The organism is Leisingera sp. ABM4_060 (genome assembly GCF_056158765.1).
Genome location: NZ_JBSWTX010000001.1, coordinates 1222582 through 1245061 on the forward strand (window position 1 = coordinate 1222582; position 22480 = coordinate 1245061).

General features: G+C 62.2%; 21 protein-coding genes. 8 read left to right on the forward strand and 13 right to left on the reverse strand.

Annotated elements, in window-relative coordinates; all coding sequences use genetic code 11:
* Position 1 precedes the first annotated feature (1 nt).
* The 10 genes from fabZ to pyrH form a co-directional block, all read right to left on the reverse strand.
* Positions 2–469: a 3-hydroxyacyl-ACP dehydratase FabZ gene (gene fabZ / locus ACXAEH_RS06000; protein WP_264213441.1), complete on the reverse strand. Its 468-nt coding sequence runs from the start codon at positions 467–469 to the stop codon at positions 2–4.
* Positions 470–545: 76 nt separating this feature from the next.
* Positions 546–1100: an OmpH/Skp family outer membrane protein gene (locus ACXAEH_RS06005; RefSeq protein ID WP_475031551.1), complete on the reverse strand. Its 555-nt coding sequence runs from the start codon at positions 1098–1100 to the stop codon at positions 546–548.
* Between the two features lie 64 nt (positions 1101–1164).
* The gene (gene bamA / locus ACXAEH_RS06010; RefSeq protein WP_475031552.1) at positions 1165–3579 is read right to left on the reverse strand and encodes an outer membrane protein assembly factor BamA; all 2415 of its coding nucleotides are present in this window, start codon (positions 3577–3579) and stop codon (positions 1165–1167) included.
* A gap of 126 nt (positions 3580–3705) precedes the next feature.
* Entirely contained in the window at positions 3706–3831 is a 126-nt protein-coding gene (locus ACXAEH_RS06015; RefSeq protein ID WP_475031553.1) for a hypothetical protein, read from the reverse strand.
* Positions 3832–3973: 142 nt separating this feature from the next.
* Positions 3974–5323: an RIP metalloprotease RseP gene (gene rseP, locus ACXAEH_RS06020; protein ID WP_475031554.1), complete on the reverse strand. Its 1350-nt coding sequence runs from the start codon at positions 5321–5323 to the stop codon at positions 3974–3976.
* Between the two features lie 4 nt (positions 5324–5327).
* Positions 5328–6500, reverse strand: a complete 1173-nt coding sequence (dxr, locus tag ACXAEH_RS06025; protein ID WP_475031555.1) for a 1-deoxy-D-xylulose-5-phosphate reductoisomerase — start codon at positions 6498–6500, stop codon at positions 5328–5330.
* A gap of 30 nt (positions 6501–6530) precedes the next feature.
* Positions 6531–7307, reverse strand: coding sequence for a phosphatidate cytidylyltransferase (locus ACXAEH_RS06030; protein WP_475031557.1), 777 nt, complete (start codon positions 7305–7307; stop codon positions 6531–6533).
* Positions 7304–8062, reverse strand: coding sequence for an isoprenyl transferase (locus ACXAEH_RS06035; RefSeq protein WP_475031558.1), 759 nt, complete (start codon positions 8060–8062; stop codon positions 7304–7306). Before ACXAEH_RS06035 ends, ACXAEH_RS06030 begins: the two co-directional genes overlap by 4 nt.
* Before the next feature lie 9 nt (positions 8063–8071).
* A complete protein-coding gene (frr, locus tag ACXAEH_RS06040) occupies positions 8072–8635 on the reverse strand; it encodes a ribosome recycling factor (RefSeq protein ID WP_475031559.1) in 564 nt (187 codons plus the stop codon).
* A 261-nt stretch (positions 8636–8896) separates the two neighbouring features.
* Complete coding sequence (gene pyrH, locus ACXAEH_RS06045; protein ID WP_475031560.1) at positions 8897–9646, reverse strand: UMP kinase; 750 nt, start codon at positions 9644–9646, stop codon at positions 8897–8899.
* Positions 9647–9775: 129 nt separating this feature from the next.
* On the opposite strand from pyrH, the gene miaA reads away from it, so the two are divergent.
* From miaA to ACXAEH_RS06075, 6 genes are all read left to right on the forward strand, one after another.
* Positions 9776–10636 (forward strand): tRNA (adenosine(37)-N6)-dimethylallyltransferase MiaA, encoded by an 861-nt coding sequence (gene miaA / locus ACXAEH_RS06050; protein WP_475031561.1) that lies wholly within the window; start codon positions 9776–9778, stop codon positions 10634–10636.
* Between the two features lie 168 nt (positions 10637–10804).
* Positions 10805–11617 carry a helix-turn-helix transcriptional regulator gene (locus tag ACXAEH_RS06055; protein WP_475031563.1) on the forward strand — a complete coding sequence of 271 codons (813 nt, stop codon included), beginning with the start codon at positions 10805–10807 and terminating at the stop codon, positions 11615–11617.
* 298 nt (positions 11618–11915) lie between these two features.
* A complete protein-coding gene (locus ACXAEH_RS06060) occupies positions 11916–13580 on the forward strand; it encodes an ABC transporter substrate-binding protein (RefSeq protein ID WP_475031565.1) in 1665 nt (554 codons plus the stop codon).
* Positions 13581–13704: 124 nt separating this feature from the next.
* Positions 13705–14757 (forward strand): ABC transporter permease, encoded by a 1053-nt coding sequence (locus tag ACXAEH_RS06065; RefSeq protein ID WP_475031566.1) that lies wholly within the window; start codon positions 13705–13707, stop codon positions 14755–14757.
* A 15-nt stretch (positions 14758–14772) separates the two neighbouring features.
* Positions 14773–15987, forward strand: coding sequence for an ABC transporter permease (locus tag ACXAEH_RS06070; protein WP_475031567.1), 1215 nt, complete (start codon positions 14773–14775; stop codon positions 15985–15987).
* A gap of 102 nt (positions 15988–16089) precedes the next feature.
* Positions 16090–18180: a dipeptide ABC transporter ATP-binding protein gene (locus tag ACXAEH_RS06075; RefSeq protein WP_475031568.1), complete on the forward strand. Its 2091-nt coding sequence runs from the start codon at positions 16090–16092 to the stop codon at positions 18178–18180.
* A gap of 104 nt (positions 18181–18284) precedes the next feature.
* Here ACXAEH_RS06075 and ACXAEH_RS06080 read toward each other — a convergent pair whose 3' ends face one another.
* From ACXAEH_RS06080 to ACXAEH_RS06090, 3 genes are all read right to left on the reverse strand, one after another.
* Positions 18285–19730: a tetratricopeptide repeat-containing sulfotransferase family protein gene (locus ACXAEH_RS06080; protein WP_475031569.1), complete on the reverse strand. Its 1446-nt coding sequence runs from the start codon at positions 19728–19730 to the stop codon at positions 18285–18287.
* A 202-nt stretch (positions 19731–19932) separates the two neighbouring features.
* Positions 19933–20307 carry a hypothetical protein gene (locus tag ACXAEH_RS06085; RefSeq protein WP_475031571.1) on the reverse strand — a complete coding sequence of 125 codons (375 nt, stop codon included), beginning with the start codon at positions 20305–20307 and terminating at the stop codon, positions 19933–19935.
* 134 nt (positions 20308–20441) lie between these two features.
* Positions 20442–21026: a lytic transglycosylase domain-containing protein gene (locus ACXAEH_RS06090; protein ID WP_475031572.1), complete on the reverse strand. Its 585-nt coding sequence runs from the start codon at positions 21024–21026 to the stop codon at positions 20442–20444.
* 234 nt (positions 21027–21260) lie between these two features.
* Between ACXAEH_RS06090 and ssb the strand changes: the two genes are divergently transcribed.
* Both ssb and ACXAEH_RS06100 read left to right on the forward strand, forming a co-directional pair.
* Positions 21261–21812 (forward strand): single-stranded DNA-binding protein, encoded by a 552-nt coding sequence (gene ssb / locus ACXAEH_RS06095; RefSeq protein WP_475031573.1) that lies wholly within the window; start codon positions 21261–21263, stop codon positions 21810–21812.
* 238 nt (positions 21813–22050) lie between these two features.
* Positions 22051–22416 carry a hypothetical protein gene (locus ACXAEH_RS06100; protein WP_475031574.1) on the forward strand — a complete coding sequence of 122 codons (366 nt, stop codon included), beginning with the start codon at positions 22051–22053 and terminating at the stop codon, positions 22414–22416.
* The last annotated feature ends 64 nt before the right edge of the window (positions 22417–22480 follow it).

The window sequence follows — 22480 nt, forward strand, 5'->3', positions numbered from 1 at the left end:
TTCATCCGTCCTTCTGCACGTCGACCATGGCCGAGAACTCGGCTTCGGCCGCCACTTCGCCGTCAACGGTCGCCCGGCCCGAGAACTTGAAGATCTTGCCGCCCGGCTTGCCGCGCAGGGTTTCCACATGCATCTCCAGCACATCGCCCGGCACCACCTTGCGGCGGAATTTGCATTTGTCGATGTTCATGAAATAGATCAGCAGATCGGTGTCGACCATATCCATGCCGACGCCCAGCATCACACCCGCGGTCTGCGCCATCGCCTCGATTATGGTGACGCCCGGCATGATCGGCGTGCCCGGGAAATGGCCTTGGAAATGCGGCTCGTTCATGGTGACGTTCTTGATGCCGCGCGCCGATTTATAGCTGTCGATGTCGACCACCTTGTCGACCAGCAGGAACGGGTAACGGTGCGGCAGGATCCGCTGGATCAATTGAATATCAGCGCTTTGCAGCTCGGTGGTCATGCTTGGTTTCCCATATTCGTCAAAAGTGTCGCGCCGTCCCTAGCAAGCAGGCGGCCATTGGGCAAGTTTGCCCTGCTCAGGGCTCGCCGTCTTCGTCCGGCGCACCGTCGCCCAAGACCTCGTCGATCCGGGTGATGGCCAGGCTGGTGATATCAGCCGCGTCGGCGCTCAGAAACACCGAGGAATGGTCCAGAATCGCCCCGGCCCCGGTTTCGCGCATGATCTGCTGAAGCACCGGCAGCGACGCCGAAATGAACTCACGCCGGGCTTCCTCGCCCATCTGGTTGATTTCACGCAGTTTCTGATCCTGACGGCGGCGGGTTTCCTGGACCTTCTGATCAAAGGCATCGGCCAGGGCGCGGAACGCATCCGGTTCCATTTCACTGCGCCGCCCGGTCAGCTCCAGCTCTTCGGCGCGCAGCTCGGCCTCGATGCGGCGGTTTTCCGCTGTCAGCACTGCGCCCTCTGCCTCGATCTCCCGCTCGACCCGCTGGCCAAAGGCGCTTTCGGAGAACAGCCGTTCCGGCTGAATGGTGAGGATGCCGCTTTGCGGCAGCCCCAATGGAAATTCACTGCCCGCAAGGGCCGACGGCGGCAGCGTCTGCTGCGCCTGCGCGGGAGCCGCACCCATACAGGCCAGCGCTGCGGCAAGACCGCAGGCCGCCCAAGTACAGTGTGCCCCGCTTAGCACCAGATCAGAACCTCGCCTGCAGGGTCAGGTCGAAGCTTTGCTCCTGGTCGAAATCCTCTTTCTGGATCGCCTTGGAGAAGTTGAACCGCAGCGGGCCGATGCCTGTGGTCCACAGCAGCGAGACGCCCACCACATGGCGGAAGGACTGATCGCGCCCGACAATGGCGGCATTTCCACCGACCGGGTTTGTTGTATCCACATTCTGAAGCCCCCACAGGCTGCCGACGTCGTAGAATAGACCGCCCCGCATCCCCAACTCTTCTGGCAGGCCCAGCGGGAACTCCGCATCAAAGCGTGCCACGGCGTAATAGTTACCGCCAAGGAAGTCGTTGTAGTTCCCGGTTCCACCCGTGATGGCCGACTGATCCCGAGGTCCGATGCCGCCAGGTTCGAATCCGCGGATAATCGAGGGTGACAGAACAAACCGGTCAATTGAGCGGCTGGAGCCGCTTCCTTCCCACTGGAAAGCGCCCGCCTCCACGGTTGCGCGCAGTGTGACTTCTTCGTTCAGAATCTTAGTCTGCGCGACAACTTTTGTGGTTGCTTTGATGTATTCAGAATCCCCGCCCAATCCGGCGTAATCCGCCCCAACTTCAACCAGGAATCCTGAATTCGGATCCAGGCCCGTCAAACGGCTGTCGTAGCGGTAGGTAAACCCGATCGCACTGGCGGTGCGTTCTCCCTGCGCAATTTCGTTTTGAATGACCGGGCTGGCCAGGAACGTAGACGTATCATCGTCTTCATTGTCGCTGAACAGCATTTCGTCCGCGTCCCAAGTGTAGCGAACCTGCAGCGTAGTATCCTCGCCGGTGTTGAAGGTCAGCGCCGGCTGGAAGAAAATCCGCTTGGTCCGGTATTCCGAGAAGCTGGAGTCGGTCTCGTTCAACCCAAGGTCTAGATCAAAGCGCAGATCCCGGCCCAGCAGGAATGGCTCGGAGAACCCCAATACATATGAATCAGATTGCGTGGCAGTCGACACATTGAATGACAGCCGCTGGCCGCGGCCCAGGAAGTTGTTTTCCGAAAGGCCGATGCTGACCCCGAAACCATCGGAAACCGAGTAGGCGCCGCCCAGGTTCAAAGAGCCGGTCGGCTGCTCTTCGACATCGACATCGACGATCACCTGATCCGAGGAACTGCCTTCGCGGGTTTCGACGTCAGCATTGGCAAAGAACCCCAAAGCCCGGATCCGCTCGGCGCTGTTGCGGATCGATCGCGGGTTGAACGGATCGCCCTCCACTGCCCGGAACTGCTGGCGGATCACCCGGTCCAAGGTGGTGGTGTTGCCCTCGATATCAATCCGCTCGACAAACACCCGTGGCCCGCGGCGCAGCACAAACTCGACATCCAGGGTCAGGTCCCGGTCGTTGCGGGTCACCCGCGGCTCAACCCGCAGGAAATCAATCTCGTTCCTGACCGCCAGCCCTTCCATCCGGTCAATCGCATTTTCCACCAGCGATGGCGAATACACCACCCCCGGCTTGATCTTCAGGGTCGACTGGAACAGATCTGCATCGGCCTCCGGCATTTCACTGGTGACCGAGATGTTGCCGAACCGGAACTGCTGGCCTTCGGTCACATCGACCACCAGGAACACCGCATCCCGCTCGCGGGTAACCTCGGCGTTGCTGCTGTTCACCCGGAAATCCACATAACCGCGCGACAGGTAGAAATCGCGCAGCACCTGCTTGTCGAATTCCAGCCGGTCTTCGATCAGGGTGTCGGAGTTGATGAAAGCCCGCAGAAAACCGGCCTGCTTGGTCTCCAGAACCCTGCGCAAACGGCGGTCGGAATAGACCCGGTTGCCGGTGAAAGAGACGCGCTCAACCTCGATGGTATCGCCTTCGGAAATCTCGAACACCAGGTCGACCCGGTTGTTGCTGCGGCGGATGATCCGCGGCGTCACGCGCGACGCCAAACGCCCCTGCACGCTGTAGGCCTCGGCGATCAGGGCTGCATCGCGTTCTGCCTGCGACGGGCTGAAAACCCGGCGCGGCGCAGATTCGATGATCTGTTCCAGCGAGTCATCCTTCAGACGCCGGTTGCCCTCGAAACTGATCTGGTTGATGGTCGGGAACTCGGTGACCTTGATCACCAGCGTATTGCCGCGGGGCACCAGTTCGACTGTTTCAAATACGCCACTGTCAAGGACGCGCTGATAGGCGTCGTTCAACTCCCCGGCGCTGACGGCCTGGCCCCGCTCGATGCCGGTGTAGGCGACAACAGTAGACGTCTGGATCCGCTGATTGCCCTCCACTTGAACCGAATTGAAGCGGAAGCTCTGCGCCTCCGCGGGCAGCGGCGAAAACGCATAACCCAGCGCAACTGCCAGAGAAATGGCAGAAACTTTCCGATACAAGATGTTGATGCCCGACTTGCGCTCACCACAGGACTTGCCTGCGACTTTCCCCCAAACCATTTTTCAGAACCCGATTATTATAGCAGCTTTGGCTTGTGCGTACCGGGTTTGAAAGCGCTTGTCAAAACCAACAAAACGCATTCGGGCGGCTTGCGGCGCTGCGGGCTGGCGCGCCGGAAGCCGGAATCACAATGTTGCGAGCCAGGCACCTGCTGTCAGGGCGCCCAGGATGGCAAAACCAGCCATGGCACGGTCCCAGTTCAGCCGCACCAAAAGGCCCAGGCCGCGGTAAGATTGGGTAAGTGTTTGCATCGGTCGTCCCCCAGTGTTCACCCGTCACCCAAGGAGGCGCAGCCCTGCGCGTCCTGCGGATTGACAAAAAATTAACCGGGGAATGTGGCAGCAGTAGGGCGGCACTATGGCCGCCCCGTTTCATGCCAGAGGTACGGGCGGCTTAGCAGAACAGGTCATTGCCAAGTGCAAACACCATCAGAGACAGCACAATGGCGATGCCGAGAGACATCAGCACCCGCACTGCGCGGTCGCTGGGCGGACGGCCCGCCACGGCCTCATAGGCGTAGAACATCAGGTGGCCGCCATCCAGCGCGGGCACCGGGAACAGGTTCAACAGGCCAACGGCCGTCGACAGCACCGCAATAAAGCGGATAAAGCTTTCGGCCCCCTGGCTGGCCATCGCGCCGGAGGTTTCGGCGATGCCAATCGGCCCGGACAGGTTGCAGGTGCTGATTGCGCCGGTAATCATGTGCTTGAGACCCGACAAAGAGGTCTCCACAACCGCCCAGACCTGATAGGAGCCCGCCGCCAGGGATTCCCCGAAGCCTGCCGCATCTGTGGCTGGTTCAAAGGCCATTCCGCCAATGATGCCAATCCGCCAATGGGTTGCAAAGCTGCCGTCCGGCTGCGGCTCATCGGTGCGCCGCGGCGCCAGTGCCATCTCGACCTGCTGGCCGTCCCGCCAGACGTCCAGCACCAGCACCTTGCCATCGGCTGCTTCGACATGCTGCTTGAGTTCGTCAAAGGACACAATCGGTGCGCCATCCACCGCCACGATCACGTCATCAGGCTTCAGACCGGCATCAGAGGCTGCGCTGCGGGGGGCTACGCCGCGCACCAGCGGCGGATAGAGGTATGGGCCCGACGCGCTCACCTCCGCCCCGTCGCGGCGCACCAGATACTCCAGCGGCTGCTGCTGCGGCACGGCTTCACGGAACACATCCCAGGCGCCAGTGTCCAGGAAGTTGGGAACTTCGACACCGCCTGCCGTGATCAGCTCATCGCCTTCGCGCAAACCATTCTCGATCCCCGGCAGCGGCGCCAGGTTGCCGATGGTCAGCGGGTCGCGCATCACGCCCTGAGACAGGGCCACTGCGGTAAAGATCGCCGCCGACATCACAAAGTTGAACACCGGTCCCGCCGCAACCGTCGCCGACCGCGCCCACAGCGGAGCACCATGCATGGTCCGGCGCAGCGCTGCCGGATCGGCAGCCGCGGCCTGCATCGCGCCGGTATCCTTGCCGGAGGCTGCATCGGAATCGCCCAGGAACTTCACATAGCCGCCAAATGGCAGCGCCGCGATCTGCCAGCGGGTACCGTGTTTGTCGACCCGGCTCCACAGCACCGGGCCAAATCCGATCGAGAACACTTCGGCGTGAATACCCGACCAGCGGCCGACGATGTAGTGGCCGTATTCATGCACCGCCACGATCACCGACAAGGCGATGACAAAGCTGGCGATCGTATACAGAAAACCGCCAAACTGCGGGACAAAGGCAAGTGCGTCCAAAGATCTACCCTATGCGTTCTGCGGCAGCTTTTGCCGCCTGTTTGCGTGCGAGATGGTCAACCCGCGTCACGTTATCAAGTGTCATTGCGGCATCTATGAGGCCGCTTTCCGCCTCAATGCGCTCCAGCACCATCGCGGTAACGGCTGCCATATCGGTAAAACGGATGCGGCCGGCGATGAACTCATCCAGCGCCAGCTCCTTTGCGGCGTTGAACGCCGCCCCCATCAAACCGCCGCGCTCCATCACCTCATAGGCAAGGCGCAGCGCCGGATAGCGGGCCATGTCGGGGGCGCGGAAATTCAACTGGCCGATGCGGGCCAAATCCAGCCGTTCCACCGGCAGATGCTGCCGCTCCGGCCAGTGCAGCGCATAGCCGATGGCATGGCGCATATCCGCCGCGCCCAGATGCGCCATGATGGCCCCGTCGTTGAATCCGACCAGTGCATGCACCAGGGATTCAGGATGCACCAGCACCTCGATCTGATCCGGGCGTACACCGAAATATTCCCGTGTCTCAATGACTTCCAACGCCTTGTTGAACATCGAGGCGCTGTCGATGGTGATCCGCTGCCCCATGTCCCAATTGGGGTGCGAGGACGCCTGCGCCAAGCTGGCCTTCGGCAGATCTTCCAGCGGCCAATCACGAAAGGCACCGCCGGACGCGGTGATGATGATCCGCTCAACCGCGCTGACATCTTCGCCAACCAGCCCCTGAAACACTGCCGAATGCTCGCTGTCGACAGGCAGCAGCCGGGCGCCGTGTTTCTGTGCTGTCTGCAACAGCAGCTCGCCTGCGCAAACCAGCGATTCCTTGTTGGCCAGCGCCAGGGTGGTGCCGTGTTTCAGCGCCTCCATCCCCGGCGCCAGACCGGCCGCACCAACGATCGCCGACATGATCCAATCCGCAGGCCGCGCTGCGGCCTCGACCAGCGCCGCCTGCCCGGCTGCGGCCTCAACACCCGAGCCTTCAAGTGCCGCGCGCAGTTCCGGCAAACGGTCCTCAAAAGCGGTGACAGCAACTTCAGCCCGCAGCTCAGTGGCATCCTCCGCCAGCCGCGCGATGTTGGCACCGCCAGTCAGCGCCACCACCTGATAGGCCTCCGGCGCGCGGCGGATCAGGTCGATGGTGTTCTGGCCAATCGACCCGGTAGCGCCGAAAATCGAGACTTTCCGCATGTTCTTTCCTGCCTGGTTAGCCCGGACGTATTAGCTCCAGATGAAGGTCACGGCCAGGAACATGGCCGCGGCGCCCAGCATCCCGTCGAAGCGGTCGAACAGCCCGCCATGGCCGGGGATCAGACCGCTGGAATCCTTGACGCCCATCTTCCGCTTCAAGGCGCTTTCAGCCACATCGCCGGCCTGGCTGGCCATAGACAGCAGCACCGACAGCACCACAATGCCAAAGCCCAATCCAGCCTGCGCCGCAAAGACAGCGCCGACGATGGCCGCAGCCACCCAGCCCGCCAAAGTGCCGCTCCAGGTCTTCTTGGGGCTGATGCGCGGCCAGAACTTCGGCCCGCCGATCGCCTTGCCCGCAAAATAGCCCGCCACATCGGTGGCCACCACGATACCGATCAGCCACAACATCCAGTCCACCCCCATCTGGCCGCGCAGCCAGATGAAACCAAAGCCTGCCAGCATTACCCACAGCGCAAAGCTGGTGAAACTCTGCCGCTGTTCCCGGATCTGATTGAAGCCCGCGGCAACCGGCGCCGCCAGCACAGGCAGAACCCACAGGACCGGCAGCAAGGAGGCCAGCAGCACCGCTGCGGCGGAGATTGCCCCCAGCTGCAGCGCAGTGGCGCCGCGCCCGGGCTGCAGCATCCGCACCAGTTCCCACACCATGCCGCCGCAGCACAGCGCAATCAGCACATCAAAGATCAGCCCGCCGGCCCAGACGGCATAGCCGCCCGCGGCCACCATCACGATGGCGGACAGGACCCGCGGCAGCAGATCGGCCCAGCGGCCCTTGGCGGCGCTCATGTCTTGATGGCCCCGAACCGGCGGTCGCGGCGGCCGAAGCTGTTGCACAGCCGTGCCATTTCCTCACTGGTGAAATCCGGCCACAGAGTGTCGATGAACTCATACTCCGCATAGGCCGACTGCCACAGCAGGAAGTTCGAAATCCGCGCCTCGCCGCTGGTGCGGATCACCAGATCCGGGTCCGGCAGCACATGGGTGTCCAGATAACGCGGCAGGGTCTCCTGATCGACGTCCTCCGGGTTGAGCCGCCCTTCGGCCACATCGCGGGCCAGCCGTTTGGTGGCGCGCGCCACCTCGTCCCTGCCCCCATAGTTCAGCGCAATGGTCAGCTGGGTGCCGCCGTTGCCTGCGGTCTTCTGTTCCAGCTTATCCATCAGCTCGATCAGTTTGGCATCCAGCCGGACCCGGTCGCCGATAAAGCGCACCCGCACGTTCTTTTCGGCCAAGGCGTTCATTTCCTTGGAAATGTACCGGCGGAACAGGCTCATCAGACCGGCAACTTCGGTCTGGGTGCGCTTCCAGTTTTCGGTCGAAAAGGCAAAAATGGTCAGATATTCAACACCCAGACCCGGGCAGCACTCGACAATTTCACGCACCCGGCGCGCGCCGGCATGGTGGCCGAACAGCCGCGGCCGTCCCCGGGCCTGCGCCCAGCGGCCATTGCCGTCCATGATGATGGCCACGTGACGCGGGCCAGAGCGGGCCGCCGGAGCTTCTCCGGCAGCGCTCACTTGCGGATTTGCATCTCCCGGCATACTGCGCCGTCAGACCTGCATGATCTCGGCTTGCTTGGTCTCAAGCGCCTCGTCCACATGTTTGATCATTGCGTCGGTCAGTTCCTGCACCTCGGCTTCCCAGAATTTCTGGTCGTCTTCCGACATGCCATCGGCCTTGGCCTTCTTGACCTGGTCCATGCCGTCGCGGCGCACGTTGCGGATCGACACACGGGCATGCTCGGCATACTGGCCGGCCACCTTGCCCAACTCGCGGCGGCGCTCCTCGTTCAGTTCCGGGATCGGCAGCATGATGATGGTGCCATTAAGCTGCGGGTTGATGCCAAGGCCGGATTCGCGGATCGCTTTTTCCACCTTGCCGACCAGCGACTTGTCCCAGACGTTGATGGTGACCATGCGCGGTTCCGGCACGTTCACGGTGCCCACCTGGTTGATCGGCGTCATCGAGCCATAGGCATCCACCATCACCGGCTCCAGCATCGAGGCCGAGGCACGGCCCGTGCGCAGGGACGCAAATTCAGTGCGCAGGTTGGCCATCGCGCCTTCCATGCGGCGTTTCAGGTCGTCGGTATCCAGTTCGAAATCATCAGACATGCTGCTCTCTCCCCTTATCTGAGGCGGTCTTCCCTTGGCTCATAAGCCATTGGCGGGCCGATGTATAGCGATCATGCGGAGGATTCGCGGCACCAATCCTGTCATAATGCGCCCGCAGCACCCCGCCTCCGTCTATAGGAATATAGATTGGCCGAAGTAATTTTCCTGCCGCTGAAAATGGCAGCAAAGGCAAACGGGCCTCACAAACGCAAAAGCGCAGGCCGGGGCCTGCGCTGATTATCGTGCTTATGGAGGTACGGTTTACCCCTGGATCTTGGTGTAAGTCCCCTGCCCCGACAGGATGCCGCGGAAGCCGCCCGGCTCGTCCAGCGGGAACACGATCAGCGGCAGGTTGTTGTCGCGCGCCAGCGCAATCGCCGAGGCGTCCATCACCTTCAGGCGCTTGGCAAAAACCTCGTCATAGCTGATCTCGTCATAGCGGACCGCGTCGTCATGCAGCGCCGGGTCCTTATCATAGACGCCATCCACTCCGTTCTTGCCCATGAAGATCGCCTCGCAGGCCATCTCGTTGGCGCGCAGGGTGGCGGCGGTATCGGTGGTGAAATAGGGGTTGCCGGTGCCGGCCGCAAAGATGCAGACCCGCTTCTTCTCCAGGTGGCGCACGGCGCGGCGGCGGATATAGGGCTCTGCCACCTCATCCATGCGGATCGCCGAGATCACCCGGGTAAAGACGCCCAAGCCTTCCAGCGCCGACTGCATCGCCAGCGCGTTCATCACGGTGGCCATCATGCCCATGTAGTCTGCGGTGGTGCGTTCCATCCCCTGGGCCGAACCGGACAGGCCGCGGAAGATGTTGCCGCCGCCAATCACCATGCAGATCTCGACGCCCATCTCCTGCACCGATTTCACTTCTTTTGCGATGCGCTGCACGGTTGGCGGATGCAGGCCGAACCCCTGATCGCCCATCAATGCCTCGCCCGAAATTTTCAGCATGACGCGTTTATAGGCGGCGGCCGGATCCAGTTCCGGCTTGTCTTGCGGTTGAGGCATGTTGCGCTCCAGAAGATGTGAGGGTTAATTTGCGGCGCAAAATGGAGTAAATCGCTGCCGGTTTCAATCCGCGCAGCGCGGTTTCCGCAGAGTTTTGCGGAACTGGACTTATGAACGGACCATACCTCTATGAAGCTGCCTGATACCGACCCGGACCTGCCCGTTCTGATCGCAGGCCCCACTGCCTCGGGCAAATCGGCCCTGGCGCTGGAGATTGCCGCCCGCCAGGGCGGCGTCATCGTCAATGCCGATGCCAGCCAGGTCTATGACTGCTGGCGGGTGATCACCGCCCGTCCTTCGGCAGAAGAGGAGGCCCAGGCGCCGCATGCGCTTTATGGCCACCTGCCCTATGACGCCGACTATTCGGCCGGCCACTGGCTGCGCGAGGTGCTGCCGCTGCTGAAGGGCCCCGAGCGGGCGATCATTGTCGGCGGTACTGGCCTCTATTTCACTGCGCTGACCGAAGGCATGGCCGATATCCCCGCCACGCCGCCCGAGGTCCGCGCCGAAGCTGACACGATGCCGCTGGAAACCCTGCGGGCAGAACTGGACCCGGACACCGCCGCCCGCATTGACCTGCAGAACCGCGCCCGGGTGCAGCGGGCCTGGGAAGTGCTCAAGGCCACCGGCCGCCCGCTGGCGCAGTGGCAGGACGGCACCCCTGCCCCCGCGCTGCCGCTGAAAGATTGCACCGCTCTGGTGCTGAACTCGGACAAATCCTGGCTTGAGGCGCGAATCCGCAAGCGCTTTGGCCTGATGCTGGACCAGGGCGCCATGGATGAAATCGCGGCGATGCAGGACCGGTATGATCCTGCGCTGCCCTCCTGCAAGGCGATCGGGGTGCCGGAACTGATGGCATACGCCCGCGGACAGCTCACGCTGGAAGAGGCCGAAGAGCGCGCCGCCATCGCCACCCGGCAGTTCGCCAAGCGCCAGCGCAGCTGGTTCCGTGCCCGGATGAAATTCTGGCGTCAGGTGACGCTGGCCTGACTGCTGTTTTCCGGCACGGCCGCCTGGCCATACCGGCCCGGGCCAAGGGCGGCCGCAGCACGGACAAGTTGAAGCATTTTCCGCTTCGCTCGGCAATAACTTGCCAGAATCAGTGATTCATGGCCTTGTGCAGCCGATCAATTTTGTTTCCGTGACCCAAGATAGCTAATGCCTTTTGATCCCGACCTTTCGGCGGAAATCCAATCTGCCCCGCTTTCCCGGCTGTCCCCTGACGGCGTCTGGCAGACCGGGCTGGCGCATACACGCCGCGAACATCTGCTGATCTGGATCACCCGCGGCCAGGGCCGCATCTGCCTCAATGGCGTGCAGCGCGGCTTTGGCCCGCACAGTGCCATTTTCATCCCCGCAGGCACCCTTTGGTGCGCCGAGTTTACCCGCCAGTGCCTCGGCCAGGTTCTTTCGGTCTCGGGCCCGCTGCCGCCGCCTTTCCCGGAGGCACCGGTGCAACGGCGCATCACCAGCCTCGAGGAGCAGGCCCGGCTGACCACCTTGTTCGAGGCGGTCGGGCGCGAGCAGGCAGCGCAGGCGCCGCTGTGGCGGCGGGCGGTGCAATCCTATTGCGAACTGGCGGCGATCACCCTGCGCCGGCAGCCCGAGCCCCCCGTGCCTCCGGTCCGCGAAACAGCGGCCCGCCGCCTGTGCCAGGCCTACTGCGCCCGTGTAGCCAGCCTGGAGGGCACATCAGCCACCATGGCTGACCACGCCGCAGCGCTGCAGGTAACCCCCACCCATCTGACCCGGGTCTGCAAGGCGGAGACCGGCAAGACCGCCGCCGCACTGCTCACTGAGCGGCAGCTGCATGCCGCCCGCACCCTGCTGATCAGCTCCGAACTGGCCATCCGGGACATCGCTGCCCAGCTGGGCTTCGGCAGCGCTGCCTATTTCACCCGCTTCATCTCCCAGCACACCGGCCGCACCCCCAGCACCCTGCGCAAGGCCGCGCGCGCCGGATCGCAATAGTTTGATCCGGCAGCAAATTCCTGAAACTCGGCCCCGGGGCGCCGATTTCTGCCCAATTACTGGGCAGTTTTGAACAGTATGCATCTGCATCCCAAATCAAATTGGAAAAACGACGCCCCAAATGTCGCAATTTTACCTCGAAACGCCGAAACTGTGCATTGACGAAACGCCATATCTCTGCCCGAATGCGGTTATGGGGAAACTATAATCCACAACACCAAACACAAACGCCCGGCAGCCGCCGGGCCAAAATCCGTTTCGAAAGACAAAAACCGAACGGTTCAACAGGGAGACCTAAATGACCAAAGACACCATCAACGGAGCACCGGTACACTGGGCAGCCAAAATGCACGCGCAAGAAGTGCTGGACGGCAAGCTCGACCGCCGGGAGTTCCTGACCCGCGCCACCGCGCTTGGTGTGACCGCAACCGCAGCCTACGGCATGATCGGCATGGCGGCTCCGGCCAAGGCCGCTGAAGGCATGCAGGAAGGCGGCACCCTGCGCGTTCAGGCCAGCGTGCGCCCGCTCAAGGATCCGCGCACCTATGACTGGTCGGAAATGGGCAACCAGACCCGCGGCACCTTGGAATACCTCGTTGAATACAACAACGACGGCTCCTTCAGCCCGATGCTGCTGGAAAGCTGGGAAATCAACGAAGACGCCACCGTCTACACTCTCAACGTCCGCCAGGGCGTAAAGTGGAACAACGGCGACGACTTCACCGCCGAGGACGTGGCCCGCAACATTGCCGGCTGGTGCGACAAGTCGATGGAAGGCAACTCGATGGCGGGCCGTTTCGGCACCCTGGTGGATGCGGACTCCGGCCAGGCGATCGAAGGCGCCATCGAAGTGGTCGACAGCCACACCGTCAAGCTGAACCTGCCGTCCTCCGACATCTCGCTGATCGCCGGCATGGCGGATTACCCGGCTGCCATCGTGCACTCCAGCTACCAGACCAACGACTTCCTCAGCAACGTCGGCACCGGCCCGTATGTGCTGGCCGAGCTGGAAGTCGGCGTGAAGGCTGCACTGGAGCGCAACACCGAGCACACCTGGTGGGGCGAAGCCGTGTTTGGCAAGCCGGCGCTGGACCGCATCGAATACATCGACTTCGGCACCGACCCGTCGTCCTGGATGGCGGCGCTGGAATCCGACGAAGTCGACATGCTGCATAAATCCGTGGGTGAGTTCATCGACGTTCTGGACGGCCTCGGCTACCAGAAGTCCGAAGTTGTCACCATGGCGACCATGGTTATCCGCCCCAACCAGCTGGCGGAAATCGACGGCAAGAAAGTCTATGCCGACAAGCGGGTCCGCAAGGCGATTCAGATGTGCGTTGACAATGCTGTCTGCCTCGAACTCGGCTATGGCGGCCGCGGCGCGCCGGCGGAAAACCACCATGTCGGCCCGATCCATCCGGAATATGCCGAACTGCCGGCTCAGCAAGCTGATCCCGCAGCCGCCAAGGCACTGATGGAAGAAGCGGGCATGATGGATTACGAGCACGAGCTGCTGTCCATCGACGACGACTGGCGCCGGAACACCACCGATGCTGTGGCCGCGCAAATGCGCGACGCCGGCTTCAAGGTGAAGCGGACCGTTCTGCCGGGCTCGACTTTCTGGAACGACTGGGCCAAATACCCGTTCTCCTCGACCAACTGGAACCACCGTCCGCTGGGCGTGCAGATCTGGGCGCTGGCCTATAAGTCCGGTGAAGCCTGGAACGAGTTCGGCTGGGCGAATGCGGACTTCGACGCGCTGCTGGCAGATGCCTTGTCGATCGCTGACGCCGACAAGCGCCGCGAGATCTCGGCCAAGGGCCAGGCCTTGATCCAGGAAGAAGGCGTGACCATCCAGCCCTACTGGCGCTCGCTGTACCGCCACAGCCGCGAAGGCGTGGCTGGTGCCGGCATGCACATCTCGTTTGAGCACCACCACTACAAGTGGGGCTGGGCCGCATAAGCGTTCCCGCGCAAGGCTTCTGACATCAGCACCGCCCCATCCCAGGGGCGGTGCGCTCCAGCATAGATGATAAGAGACCCGCAGTTCCAGGCGGGTCCGATCCGCCAGACTGACAGGGGACCCCATGGGACTTTTCATTCTCCGACGTTCGGGCGTGATGCTGCTGACGGCCTTGTGCCTGACGTTCATCGTGTTCTTCCTGACGAACCTTTACCCAAACCTTGAGAAACTCGCCAAAACCCAGGGCAACTTCCGGATGTCGGATGAAGCTGTGGCAAGCTGGCTGGACGCCAACGGCTACGGCGGCCCCATGGTATCCAAATACGGCCAATGGCTGGGCGTGCTGCCGGGCTGGACCCGCGAAACCGAAGAGGGGTTCACCGGCCGCTGCATCACCGGCACCGTTTCCGCCGAGGAAGCCGCCGCTGCCTCCACTTTCTGCGGCATCCTGCAAGGCGACTGGGGCTATTCCACCCGCTTCAAGGATGAGGTGTCCACCATCGTTTCCGAACGCCTGGGCAACACCGGCTTCCTGATGCTCTGCGTGCTGCTGATCATGGTGCCCTCGGCGCTGATCATCGGGGTTCTTGCTGGCATGCGCGAAGGCTCGGCGACCGACCGCAGCCTGTCGACCGCCTCGATCCTGACCACGGCGACCCCCGAATATGTCTCGGGCGTTATCTTCATCGCCGTCTTCACCTCCTCCACCGTCGGCCTGAAATGGTTCAAGGGCACCGCCACCTCGGCGATGGACAACCCGACCTTTGAAAACTTCTTCCTGCCGGTTCTGACCATTGCGCTTTACGGCATGGGCTATATCGCCCGCATGACCCGCGCCTCGATGACCGAGGTGATGACCGCGCAATACATCCGGACCGCGCGCCTGAAAGGTGTGAGCTTCCACAACATCGTGATCAAGCACGCCCTGCGCAACGCGCTGATCGCCCCCTTCACCGTCATCATGCTGCAGTTCCCCTGGCTCTTGAATGGCGTGGTGATCGTCGAGACCCTGTTCAACTACAAGGGCTTCGGCTGGGTGCTGGTGGAAGCTGCCGGCAATAATGACATCGAACTGCTGCTGGCCGTCTCCGTGGTCTCAGTTGTCGTGGTGCTGGTCACTCAGCTGATCTCCGATATCGGCTACGTGTACCTGAACCCGCGTATCCGGATCTCTTAAGGAAGGCAGCAGAGTATGGAACCTCTTAGCACACTCGAAATTGCTGGGCGTATTATCTACCAGCTGTCTCCGGTCTGGATCTCTCTGGTGATCCTCTACGGCTTCTCCATCGGCTTCAAACGCAAGCTGGGCCTCTATGGCAAGCTGTTCGACAGCCCCATCGGCATGATCGGCTTTGGCCTGGTGATGTTCTGGGTCTTCACCGGCATCTACGGCGCCATGGACATGATCGTGACCCACGACGCGCTGACCCAGGTCTCGGGCATGAAGAACAAGGTGCCCGGCACGCCGCTGCGCGGCGCAGAGGAAGGCGATTACGCCTACTACCTCCTGGGCGGCGACAACCTGGCCCGCGACGTCTTCAGCCGCCTGGTCAAAGGCGCATGGGAAGTGATCAAGATCGCCCCGATGGCCGCGGTGTTCGCCTTTATGGTCGGCATCACCCTCGGCCTGCCGGCGGGTTATTACGGCGGCCGCCTGGACACCATCCTGTCCTTTGCTGCCAACCTGATCCTGGCCTTCCCGGTGATCCTGCTGTTCTATCTGCTGGTGACCCCGGAAATCGTCGCCACCGGCGTGCCGAACTATATGGCCATCGTGCTGTTCGTGTTCCCGATCATCTTTGTGGGCGTGCTGCTGAACTCGCGCTATTACACACGGCCGAAGCTGCGCAACATGCTGCTGCCGCTGGTGCTGGGCACGATCATCTGGTTCTACCTGCAGCTGGTCTCCAACGGCGGCTATCTGATCAACACCCCGGCCTACTCGATCCCCGGCCTGCCCAGGGCGATGGACCTGTTCGACATTCCCGGCGGCATCCTGGTGGTCTTCGTCTCGGTGGTCTTCGTCAACTCGCCCACGGTGTTCCGCATCGTACGCGGCCTGACGCTGGACATCAAAACCCGCGACTACGTGGCCGCTGCCCAAACTCGCGGCGAAGGCCCTTGGTACATCATGCTGTGGGAGATCCTGCCCAACGCGCGCGGGCCGCTGATCGTCGATTTCTGCCTGCGCATCGGCTATACCACCATCCTGCTGGGGACCCTGGGCTTCTTCGGCCTCGGCCTGCCGCCGGAAAGCCCGGACTGGGGATCGACCATCAATGACGGCCGCAAGCTGCTGTCGATCTACCTGCACCCGGCGCTGCCGCCTGCCTTTGCCCTCTTGACGCTGGTTCTTGGCCTGAACCTGCTGGCCGACGGCCTGCGCGAAGAGAGCCTGAAGGATTGATCCAAACCGGCGGGACCGGGGGCCAGCCCCCGGACCCCCGGGATATTTGGAGCCAGAAGAAAGGGATGAGTTCCCTTCCAGCTCCAACAGGGAGACAAGAACATGAACAAACTGGCAGATTACGACGGCCCGATCCTCGAGATCAACAAGCTGTCGATCTCCTTCTTCACCCGCCTGCGCGAAATTCCCGCGGTGATGGATTTCTCGGTCACCGTGCAGCCCGGCGAGGCCGTGGGCCTGGTCGGCAAATCCGGCTGCGGCAAATCCACCGTGGCGCTTGGCGTCATGCAGGACCTCGGCAAGAACGGCCGTGTCGTCGGCGGTTCAATCAAGTTCAAGGGCCGCGACCTGGCCGAGATGAGCGCCGAAGAGCTGCGCGACATTCGCGGCAATGAGATCGCGATGATCTATCAGGAGCCGATGGCTTCGCTGAACCCGGCGATGAAGATCGGCAAGCAGCTGATGGAAGTGCCGATGATCCACGAGGGCGTCAGCGAAAAGGAAGCTTATGCCCGCGCCCTGGAGGTGGTCACCGACGTGCGCCTGCCCGACCCGGAGCGGATGCTGAACTCTTTCCCGCACCAGCTGTCGGGCGGCCAGCAGCAGCGGATCGTGATTGCGATGGCGCTGATGTCCAAACCCGCCCTGCTGATCCTGGATGAACCCACCACCGCGCTGGACGTGACGGTTGAGGCCGCCGTGGTCGAGCTGGTCAAGGATCTGGGCAAGAAATACGGCACTTCGATGCTGTTTATCTCGCACAACCTCGGGCTGGTTCTGGAGACCTGCGACCGGCTGTGTGTGATGTATTCCGGCGAGGCGGTCGAGCGCGGCTCGATCAAGGATGTCTTCGACGAGATGCAGCACCCCTATACCCAAGCGCTGTTCCGCTCGATCCCGCTGCCCGGCGCCGACAAGAACTCGCGCCCGCTGGTGGCGATCCCCGGCAATTTCCCCCTCCCCCACGAGCGCCCGCCCGGCTGCAACTTCGGGCCCCGCTGCGACTATTTCGAGGAGGGGCGCTGCGACAAGGACATGGTGATCCCGATGTCGCCGGTGCATGGCAACGACCGCCATGAGACCCGCTGCCTGAAGTTCGAGGAAATCGATTGGAACGCGCCGCTGACGGTGGGTGACCAGAAGGAGAAGACCGCGCCTGGCAAGGTTGTCCTGAAGATGGACAACCTCAAGAAATACTATGAGGTTGCGGCCAACGCCCTGTTCGGCGGCGGCGAGAAGAAAGTGGTCAAGGCCAACGAGACCCTCAGCTTCGAGGCCCGAGAATCCGAAACCCTTGCCATTGTGGGTGAATCCGGCTGCGGCAAGTCGACCTTCGCCAAGGTGCTGATGGGGCTGGAAACCGCGACTGAGGGCCAAATCCTGCTCGACAACCAGAACATCGAACAGGTGCCGATCGAAGAACGCGACACCAGGACCGTATCCGACGTGCAGATGGTGTTCCAGAACCCGTTTGACACGCTGAACCCGTCGATGACCGTCGGGCGCCAGATCATGCGGGCGCTGGAAATCTTCGGCATCGGCAACTCGGAGGCCGAGCGCAAGAAGAAGATGCTGGAGCTTCTGGATCTGGTGAAACTGCCGCGCGCCTTTGCCGACCGGATGCCGCGGCAGCTGTCGGGCGGCCAGAAGCAGCGGGTGGGCATTGCCCGCGCCTTTGCCGGCGGTGCCCGGATCGTGGTCGCGGATGAGCCCGTCTCTGCGCTGGATGTGTCGGTGCAGGCGGCGGTGACCGACCTGCTGATGGAGATCCAGCGCAACGAGAAAACCACGCTGCTGTTCATCTCCCACGACCTGTCGATCGTGCGCTATCTTAGCGACCGGGTGATGGTGATGTACCTCGGCCATGTGGTGGAGCTTGGCGACACCGACCAGGTGTTCTCACCGCCCTACCACCCCTATACCGAGGCGCTCTTGTCGGCGGTGCCGATTGCCGACACCTCGATCGAGAAAGAGCACATTGTTCTGGAAGGCGACATTCCTTCGGCGATGAACCCGCCGCCGGGCTGCCCGTTCCAGACCCGCTGCCGCTGGAAATCCCAGGTTCCGGGCGGATTGTGCGAGCGCGAGGTGCCGCCGGTGCGCCAGCTGGAGGACGGCCACCAGATCAAGTGCCACCTCAGCGACGACGTGCTGGACCAGATGACCCCGGTGATCAAGATCGCGGCGGAGTAAGGCCGTTCTCTCCGGCCCAAAGCACCAGAAATGAAGCAAAAGCCGGGCCTCGCAGCCCGGCTTTTCCACATTAGCATCGCCATGTAAGAAATTGTTTTACCGGATTAAGGCCCAAACTGACCGCTGCGCGCCGCGTTCCGGTCCCAGCTCTCCCATTTGGCCAGCCATTCCGGCCCGCCCAGGGCCTCTGTCAGCGGCTGCAGCTCCGCCTCAAACGGCTTCCATTTGTTCAGCCCCTTGGTGTTGATCTTTTCGCGCACCTGCAGCTGAGAGGCCGTGTTCACCATACCTGCATTCTCTTCGGGGCTCAGGCAGGCCTCCTCCCAATCCAGCCCGCAGTGCGCCAGCAGAGCCCGGATCTGGGTTTCCGGCTCCCGCACCAAGGCTTCATAGGATTGCACCCGCATCTGACTGCCCAGCTTGACCTGATAGTCCAAGGCAGACCGGTAGACCGCCGCTGTCATGTGGCCCAGCCAATCCAGGCGGGAGCCAAATGGCATCAACTCGCTGAAGGACAGGGAGAAAATTGACAGGCCCACGTCCAATGGATGGCGGGACATGAAGACAAACTTGGCACCGGGCAGCAGAACTTGCGCAAATCCTAAGTGAAGGCAGTTCATCGGCATTTTGTCGATGACTGCGGTACCCTTGTCGTCTCCGCGCAATGCTCCCGCCAAGTAGTGCCGCCGGAATACCGAAATCTCCTCGGGGCTACGGCTCAGGAGCCAAGGCCAGAATTCGCCTTGCCGGCCGGTGACAGAGAACAGTTTCTTGGCTTCATTCAGAGTGTTCGAAAGCGCCTTGCTTTCGCCAACGGTGCCCACCTGCGAATGGCGCTGCAGGATGGTTTCCGTCAAGGTCGTGCCGGACCGCGGCAGGCCGCAGACAAAAACCATCCTCGGCCCGTCCACTGGAGTGTCCGCTGATTGTACGGGCGAATAGCTTTCGGCCTGGATAGCAACCGCCTGATCAATCCCGCCGGGTTTGTATTGCTCATTCATAAGGCCTTTGGATCTCGCAAAGCAACGCATCGCCTCTGCCGGGTTGTTCGCTCGCCTTTCAATCGCACCGAGCACATTCCAAGCTTCTGACCGGGCCTTGACTGGCAGTTGCTCCATCACAGTGATCTCTCGCAGACGATCCGCATAGGGACTGTCTGCTGAAAATGGCTCCAGCCTGTACAGGGAAGCCAACCCTGCGGCCAGGTGCGGGTTCAGCTCAAGCGCTTTTTTCTGGTTGCTGATAGCCGCTTCCGTTTCGCCTGCAGTAACCTGCATGCTGGCCAGCTTGCCCCAGATCGGCGCGATTTCAGGCCGAAGATCACGCATGACCTTCATCAGCGATATCGCCGTTTTCACATCACCCAGGCTGAAAAAACTAACCGACGCGCGATCCAGGGTTCTTATGTCAAGATCGCCGCCCCGCAGGCGCGGATTGAGAATAGCAAGCGCCCCTTTGAACTCCCCCTCAGCCATTAGCCGGTCCACTTGGACCAGCCAGTCTTCCTTGGTATCCGTATTGCCAGGGGCATTGCGCAGATGCTGGTTCATGAGCCTACTCGATTTATAAAAAACCGCCTCAGGCTACGGTAAAGTGGTAAACACCCCGTGTACGAGTCAATCTCGTGCGGCCCCAGGCGAAGCCTGCATGCCGGGTTGCAAAACCATCCATGAACAAACCCAAAAAGCGCGCTTGAGCCTGGCTCAAACGCGCTTTTCCCACGCCACTCCCACGGCGTTAACCGCATGCTGATCAGCTCAGCAGCAGCACCACAATCATCAGCAGGTTCATCGACGCAAACTGCATCAGCCGGGGCGCTTGCTTGCCGCGGGCCGCCGCATAAAGCGCCGCAGCGATTGACAGCGCCAGCCCGGACAGTGCCAGCGTGCCGCCCAGGGCACCGGCCAAGCCGGTCTCCGGCCCCCAGGGAGAGCCCGGCAGCACCATGCCCTTGAGCCCGACGCCGACCAGGATACCACTGACCGCACCGGCCAGGGACAATACAGCATTGCGCGGCTTGCGCGGCAGGCGGCTGCCAAGCACGCTGTCGATCATCGCCTTTGTCGGCACTGCGCTCGGCTGCCAATGGATCCCGTCGATGCGTTCGTCAAAGCTCTTGATATGCAAGGAATTTCCCTCCTGAACCTGAGGTCAGATTCACGAAAAATTAAGGCAAATACGTGACACATCAGCGGAGTTAACGGGGCATTAATAGTCCTTACCCGCAGGTTAACCGCCCCAAAGGTTAAGCGGCGGCAGCTTCAGCTGCCCCAGATCTTTTTGACGTAGTTCTGGGTTTCCTTGTACGGCGGCACCCCGCCGTATTTCCGCACCGCTTCTGGCCCTGCGTTATAGGCCGCCAGCGCCAGCCGCCAGGAGCCGAACTTGCGGAACTGGCGGGCCAGGTAGCGGGCGCCGCCCTCCAGGTTCTGCTTCGGCACCGCCGGGTCCACCCCCAATGCCCGCGCCGTGGCCGGCATCAGCTGCGCCAGCCCCAGCGCCCCCTTGTGCGACTTCGCCCTCGGGTTCCAGTTGCTCTCCTGCTGCACCAGGCGCAGAAACAGCTCCTCCGGCACCCCGTGCAAGCGGGCAGCGTCGCGCGCCATCTGCAAATATTCGCCACGGTACTTGCCGGAGTAAGGCAATCCGCCGCCAGCGGAGGGGATGCTGTAGGTCTTGGGCTGCAGCCGGGCCGAGTTCTTGTACTGTGTCGCAGCGCGGCCATCCAGCACCCTGGTATGGGCGGCAAACAGATCCCGCCTGCTCTTGGTGCTCAAAACATCCCCGGCGGCAGGCTGCCCTGCCCCGACCATCGCAACAACCATCCACGCAACCGCTTGGCGCATACTCACTGTTCCGGCACTGTCCCACTACGCGCAAATATAACTAATGCAGAACAAATTTAAAGCAACACAGGCGTGACCCACCGTCACCACTGCGCAAACACCGCCGGATTTATCCCCAGAGACCTGCTTTTCTAGGGCCACGCGGGTCTATAGTGTGCTTGGAAATCAGCGCGGACGGATTCGCGCCAGACCGCTGCGGAACAAGAACATCAAGACAAAAAAGGACCGAACCCTATGGCCGGCTCACTGAATAAAGTCATGCTTATCGGCAACCTTGGCCGCGACCCCGAGGTGCGCAGCTTCCAGAATGGCGGCAAGGTGTGCAACCTGCGCATCGCCACCTCCGAGACCTGGAAGGACCGCAACACCGGCGAGCGCCGCGAGAAGACCGAATGGCATTCGGTGGCGATCTTCAGCGAAGGCCTGGTGCGGGTGGCCGAGCAGTACCTGCGCAAGGGCTCCAAAGTCTATATCGAAGGCCAGCTGCAAACCCGCAAGTGGCAGGACCAAAGCGGCCAGGACCGCTATTCCACCGAGGTCGTTCTGCAGGGCTTCGGCTCCACCCTGACCATGCTTGACGGCCGCGGCGAAGGCGGCGGCGGCGGCGGAGGTTACGGCGGCGGCCAGGGCGGCGGCAGCTACGGCGGCGGCAGCCAGGGCGGCGGCAGCCAGGGCGGCGGTTTCGGCGGCGGCTATGACAGCGGCCCGCAGGGCGGCGGCAGTGGCGGCGGCGGTTTCGGCGGCGGTGCCTCCCACAATATCGACGACGACGAAATCCCGTTCTGATTTCCGATAGGGGGATCATGCAAAGATTCCCGGAACTCCGAATACAATGAAGGGCTTGGCACGTGCCAAGCCCTTCTTCTTTGCTTCGGGAGGCGCAAGGTTTCCCTCCCCCGGATTGCAAAGTGTCCCCCCCGGCGGGCGGTCCCAGGTCAAGCCATGCGGCAACGGGGCTCACATCCAGCAGCCAGCATGACCCAAGCAGGCATCTGCAATTGCAGCCGGCTTGGCACGGGCTTTGATGCCGGACGAGGAAAGCGCGGGATTGAACGGTTCATCCCGGCGGCCCGTGCTCCAAACGGGCACAGCCCCATCAATCAACGCTTTGCCGCCGATGGAAGGCTTTGGACCGGCCGCAAGGCTGCAGCCGCCATGGCGAGACCACCGGGTGCGGCTTGAGTTCCGCCGGCAACATGCCAATCCGTCTTTGGCAGTGCCCTTCACCAGCACGGCCGACGCCATTGCCTGCACAAAACACCCGAAAGCCGCCACAAGCCTGCACCACACTTCGGGCTCCTCGCAAACACCCTTTTTAAGAGAAGAGACTGAGGTTACCCGACCCGCACATTTGGAAGTTTCTCCTATTTTTTACCCGGTTTTCTGGTGATTTCACGGCTGAAGGAGCACTCTCGCCAGCCTCTGGAAACACATCACGGAACGCATCCCTATTG

Coding starts and splice junctions, on each gene's coding strand:
- ACXAEH_RS06100 (WP_475031574.1), top strand. CDS start 22,051: ATGCCGGACGAGGAAAGCGCGGGATTGAACGGTTCATCCCGGCGGCCC.
- ACXAEH_RS06005 (WP_475031551.1), bottom strand. CDS start 1,100: ATGGGTGCGGCTCCCGCGCAGGCGCAGCAGACGCTGCCGCCGTCGGCC.
- ACXAEH_RS06015 (WP_475031553.1), bottom strand. CDS start 3,831: ATGCAAACACTTACCCAATCTTACCGCGGCCTGGGCCTTTTGGTGCGG.
- pyrH (WP_475031560.1), bottom strand. CDS start 9,646: ATGCCTCAACCGCAAGACAAGCCGGAACTGGATCCGGCCGCCGCCTAT.
- bamA (WP_475031552.1), bottom strand. CDS start 3,579: ATGGTTTGGGGGAAAGTCGCAGGCAAGTCCTGTGGTGAGCGCAAGTCG.
- ACXAEH_RS06090 (WP_475031572.1), bottom strand. CDS start 21,026: ATGCGCCAAGCGGTTGCGTGGATGGTTGTTGCGATGGTCGGGGCAGGG.
- ACXAEH_RS06035 (WP_475031558.1), bottom strand. CDS start 8,062: ATGCCGGGAGATGCAAATCCGCAAGTGAGCGCTGCCGGAGAAGCTCCG.
- miaA (WP_475031561.1), top strand. CDS start 9,776: ATGAAGCTGCCTGATACCGACCCGGACCTGCCCGTTCTGATCGCAGGC.
- ACXAEH_RS06070 (WP_475031567.1), top strand. CDS start 14,773: ATGGAACCTCTTAGCACACTCGAAATTGCTGGGCGTATTATCTACCAG.
- ACXAEH_RS06030 (WP_475031557.1), bottom strand. CDS start 7,307: ATGAGCGCCGCCAAGGGCCGCTGGGCCGATCTGCTGCCGCGGGTCCTG.
- ssb (WP_475031573.1), top strand. CDS start 21,261: ATGGCCGGCTCACTGAATAAAGTCATGCTTATCGGCAACCTTGGCCGC.
- ACXAEH_RS06075 (WP_475031568.1), top strand. CDS start 16,090: ATGAACAAACTGGCAGATTACGACGGCCCGATCCTCGAGATCAACAAG.
- ACXAEH_RS06080 (WP_475031569.1), bottom strand. CDS start 19,730: ATGAACCAGCATCTGCGCAATGCCCCTGGCAATACGGATACCAAGGAA.
- ACXAEH_RS06055 (WP_475031563.1), top strand. CDS start 10,805: ATGCCTTTTGATCCCGACCTTTCGGCGGAAATCCAATCTGCCCCGCTT.
- dxr (WP_475031555.1), bottom strand. CDS start 6,500: ATGCGGAAAGTCTCGATTTTCGGCGCTACCGGGTCGATTGGCCAGAAC.
- ACXAEH_RS06060 (WP_475031565.1), top strand. CDS start 11,916: ATGACCAAAGACACCATCAACGGAGCACCGGTACACTGGGCAGCCAAA.
- frr (WP_475031559.1), bottom strand. CDS start 8,635: ATGTCTGATGATTTCGAACTGGATACCGACGACCTGAAACGCCGCATG.
- ACXAEH_RS06065 (WP_475031566.1), top strand. CDS start 13,705: ATGGGACTTTTCATTCTCCGACGTTCGGGCGTGATGCTGCTGACGGCC.
- fabZ (WP_264213441.1), bottom strand. CDS start 469: ATGACCACCGAGCTGCAAAGCGCTGATATTCAATTGATCCAGCGGATC.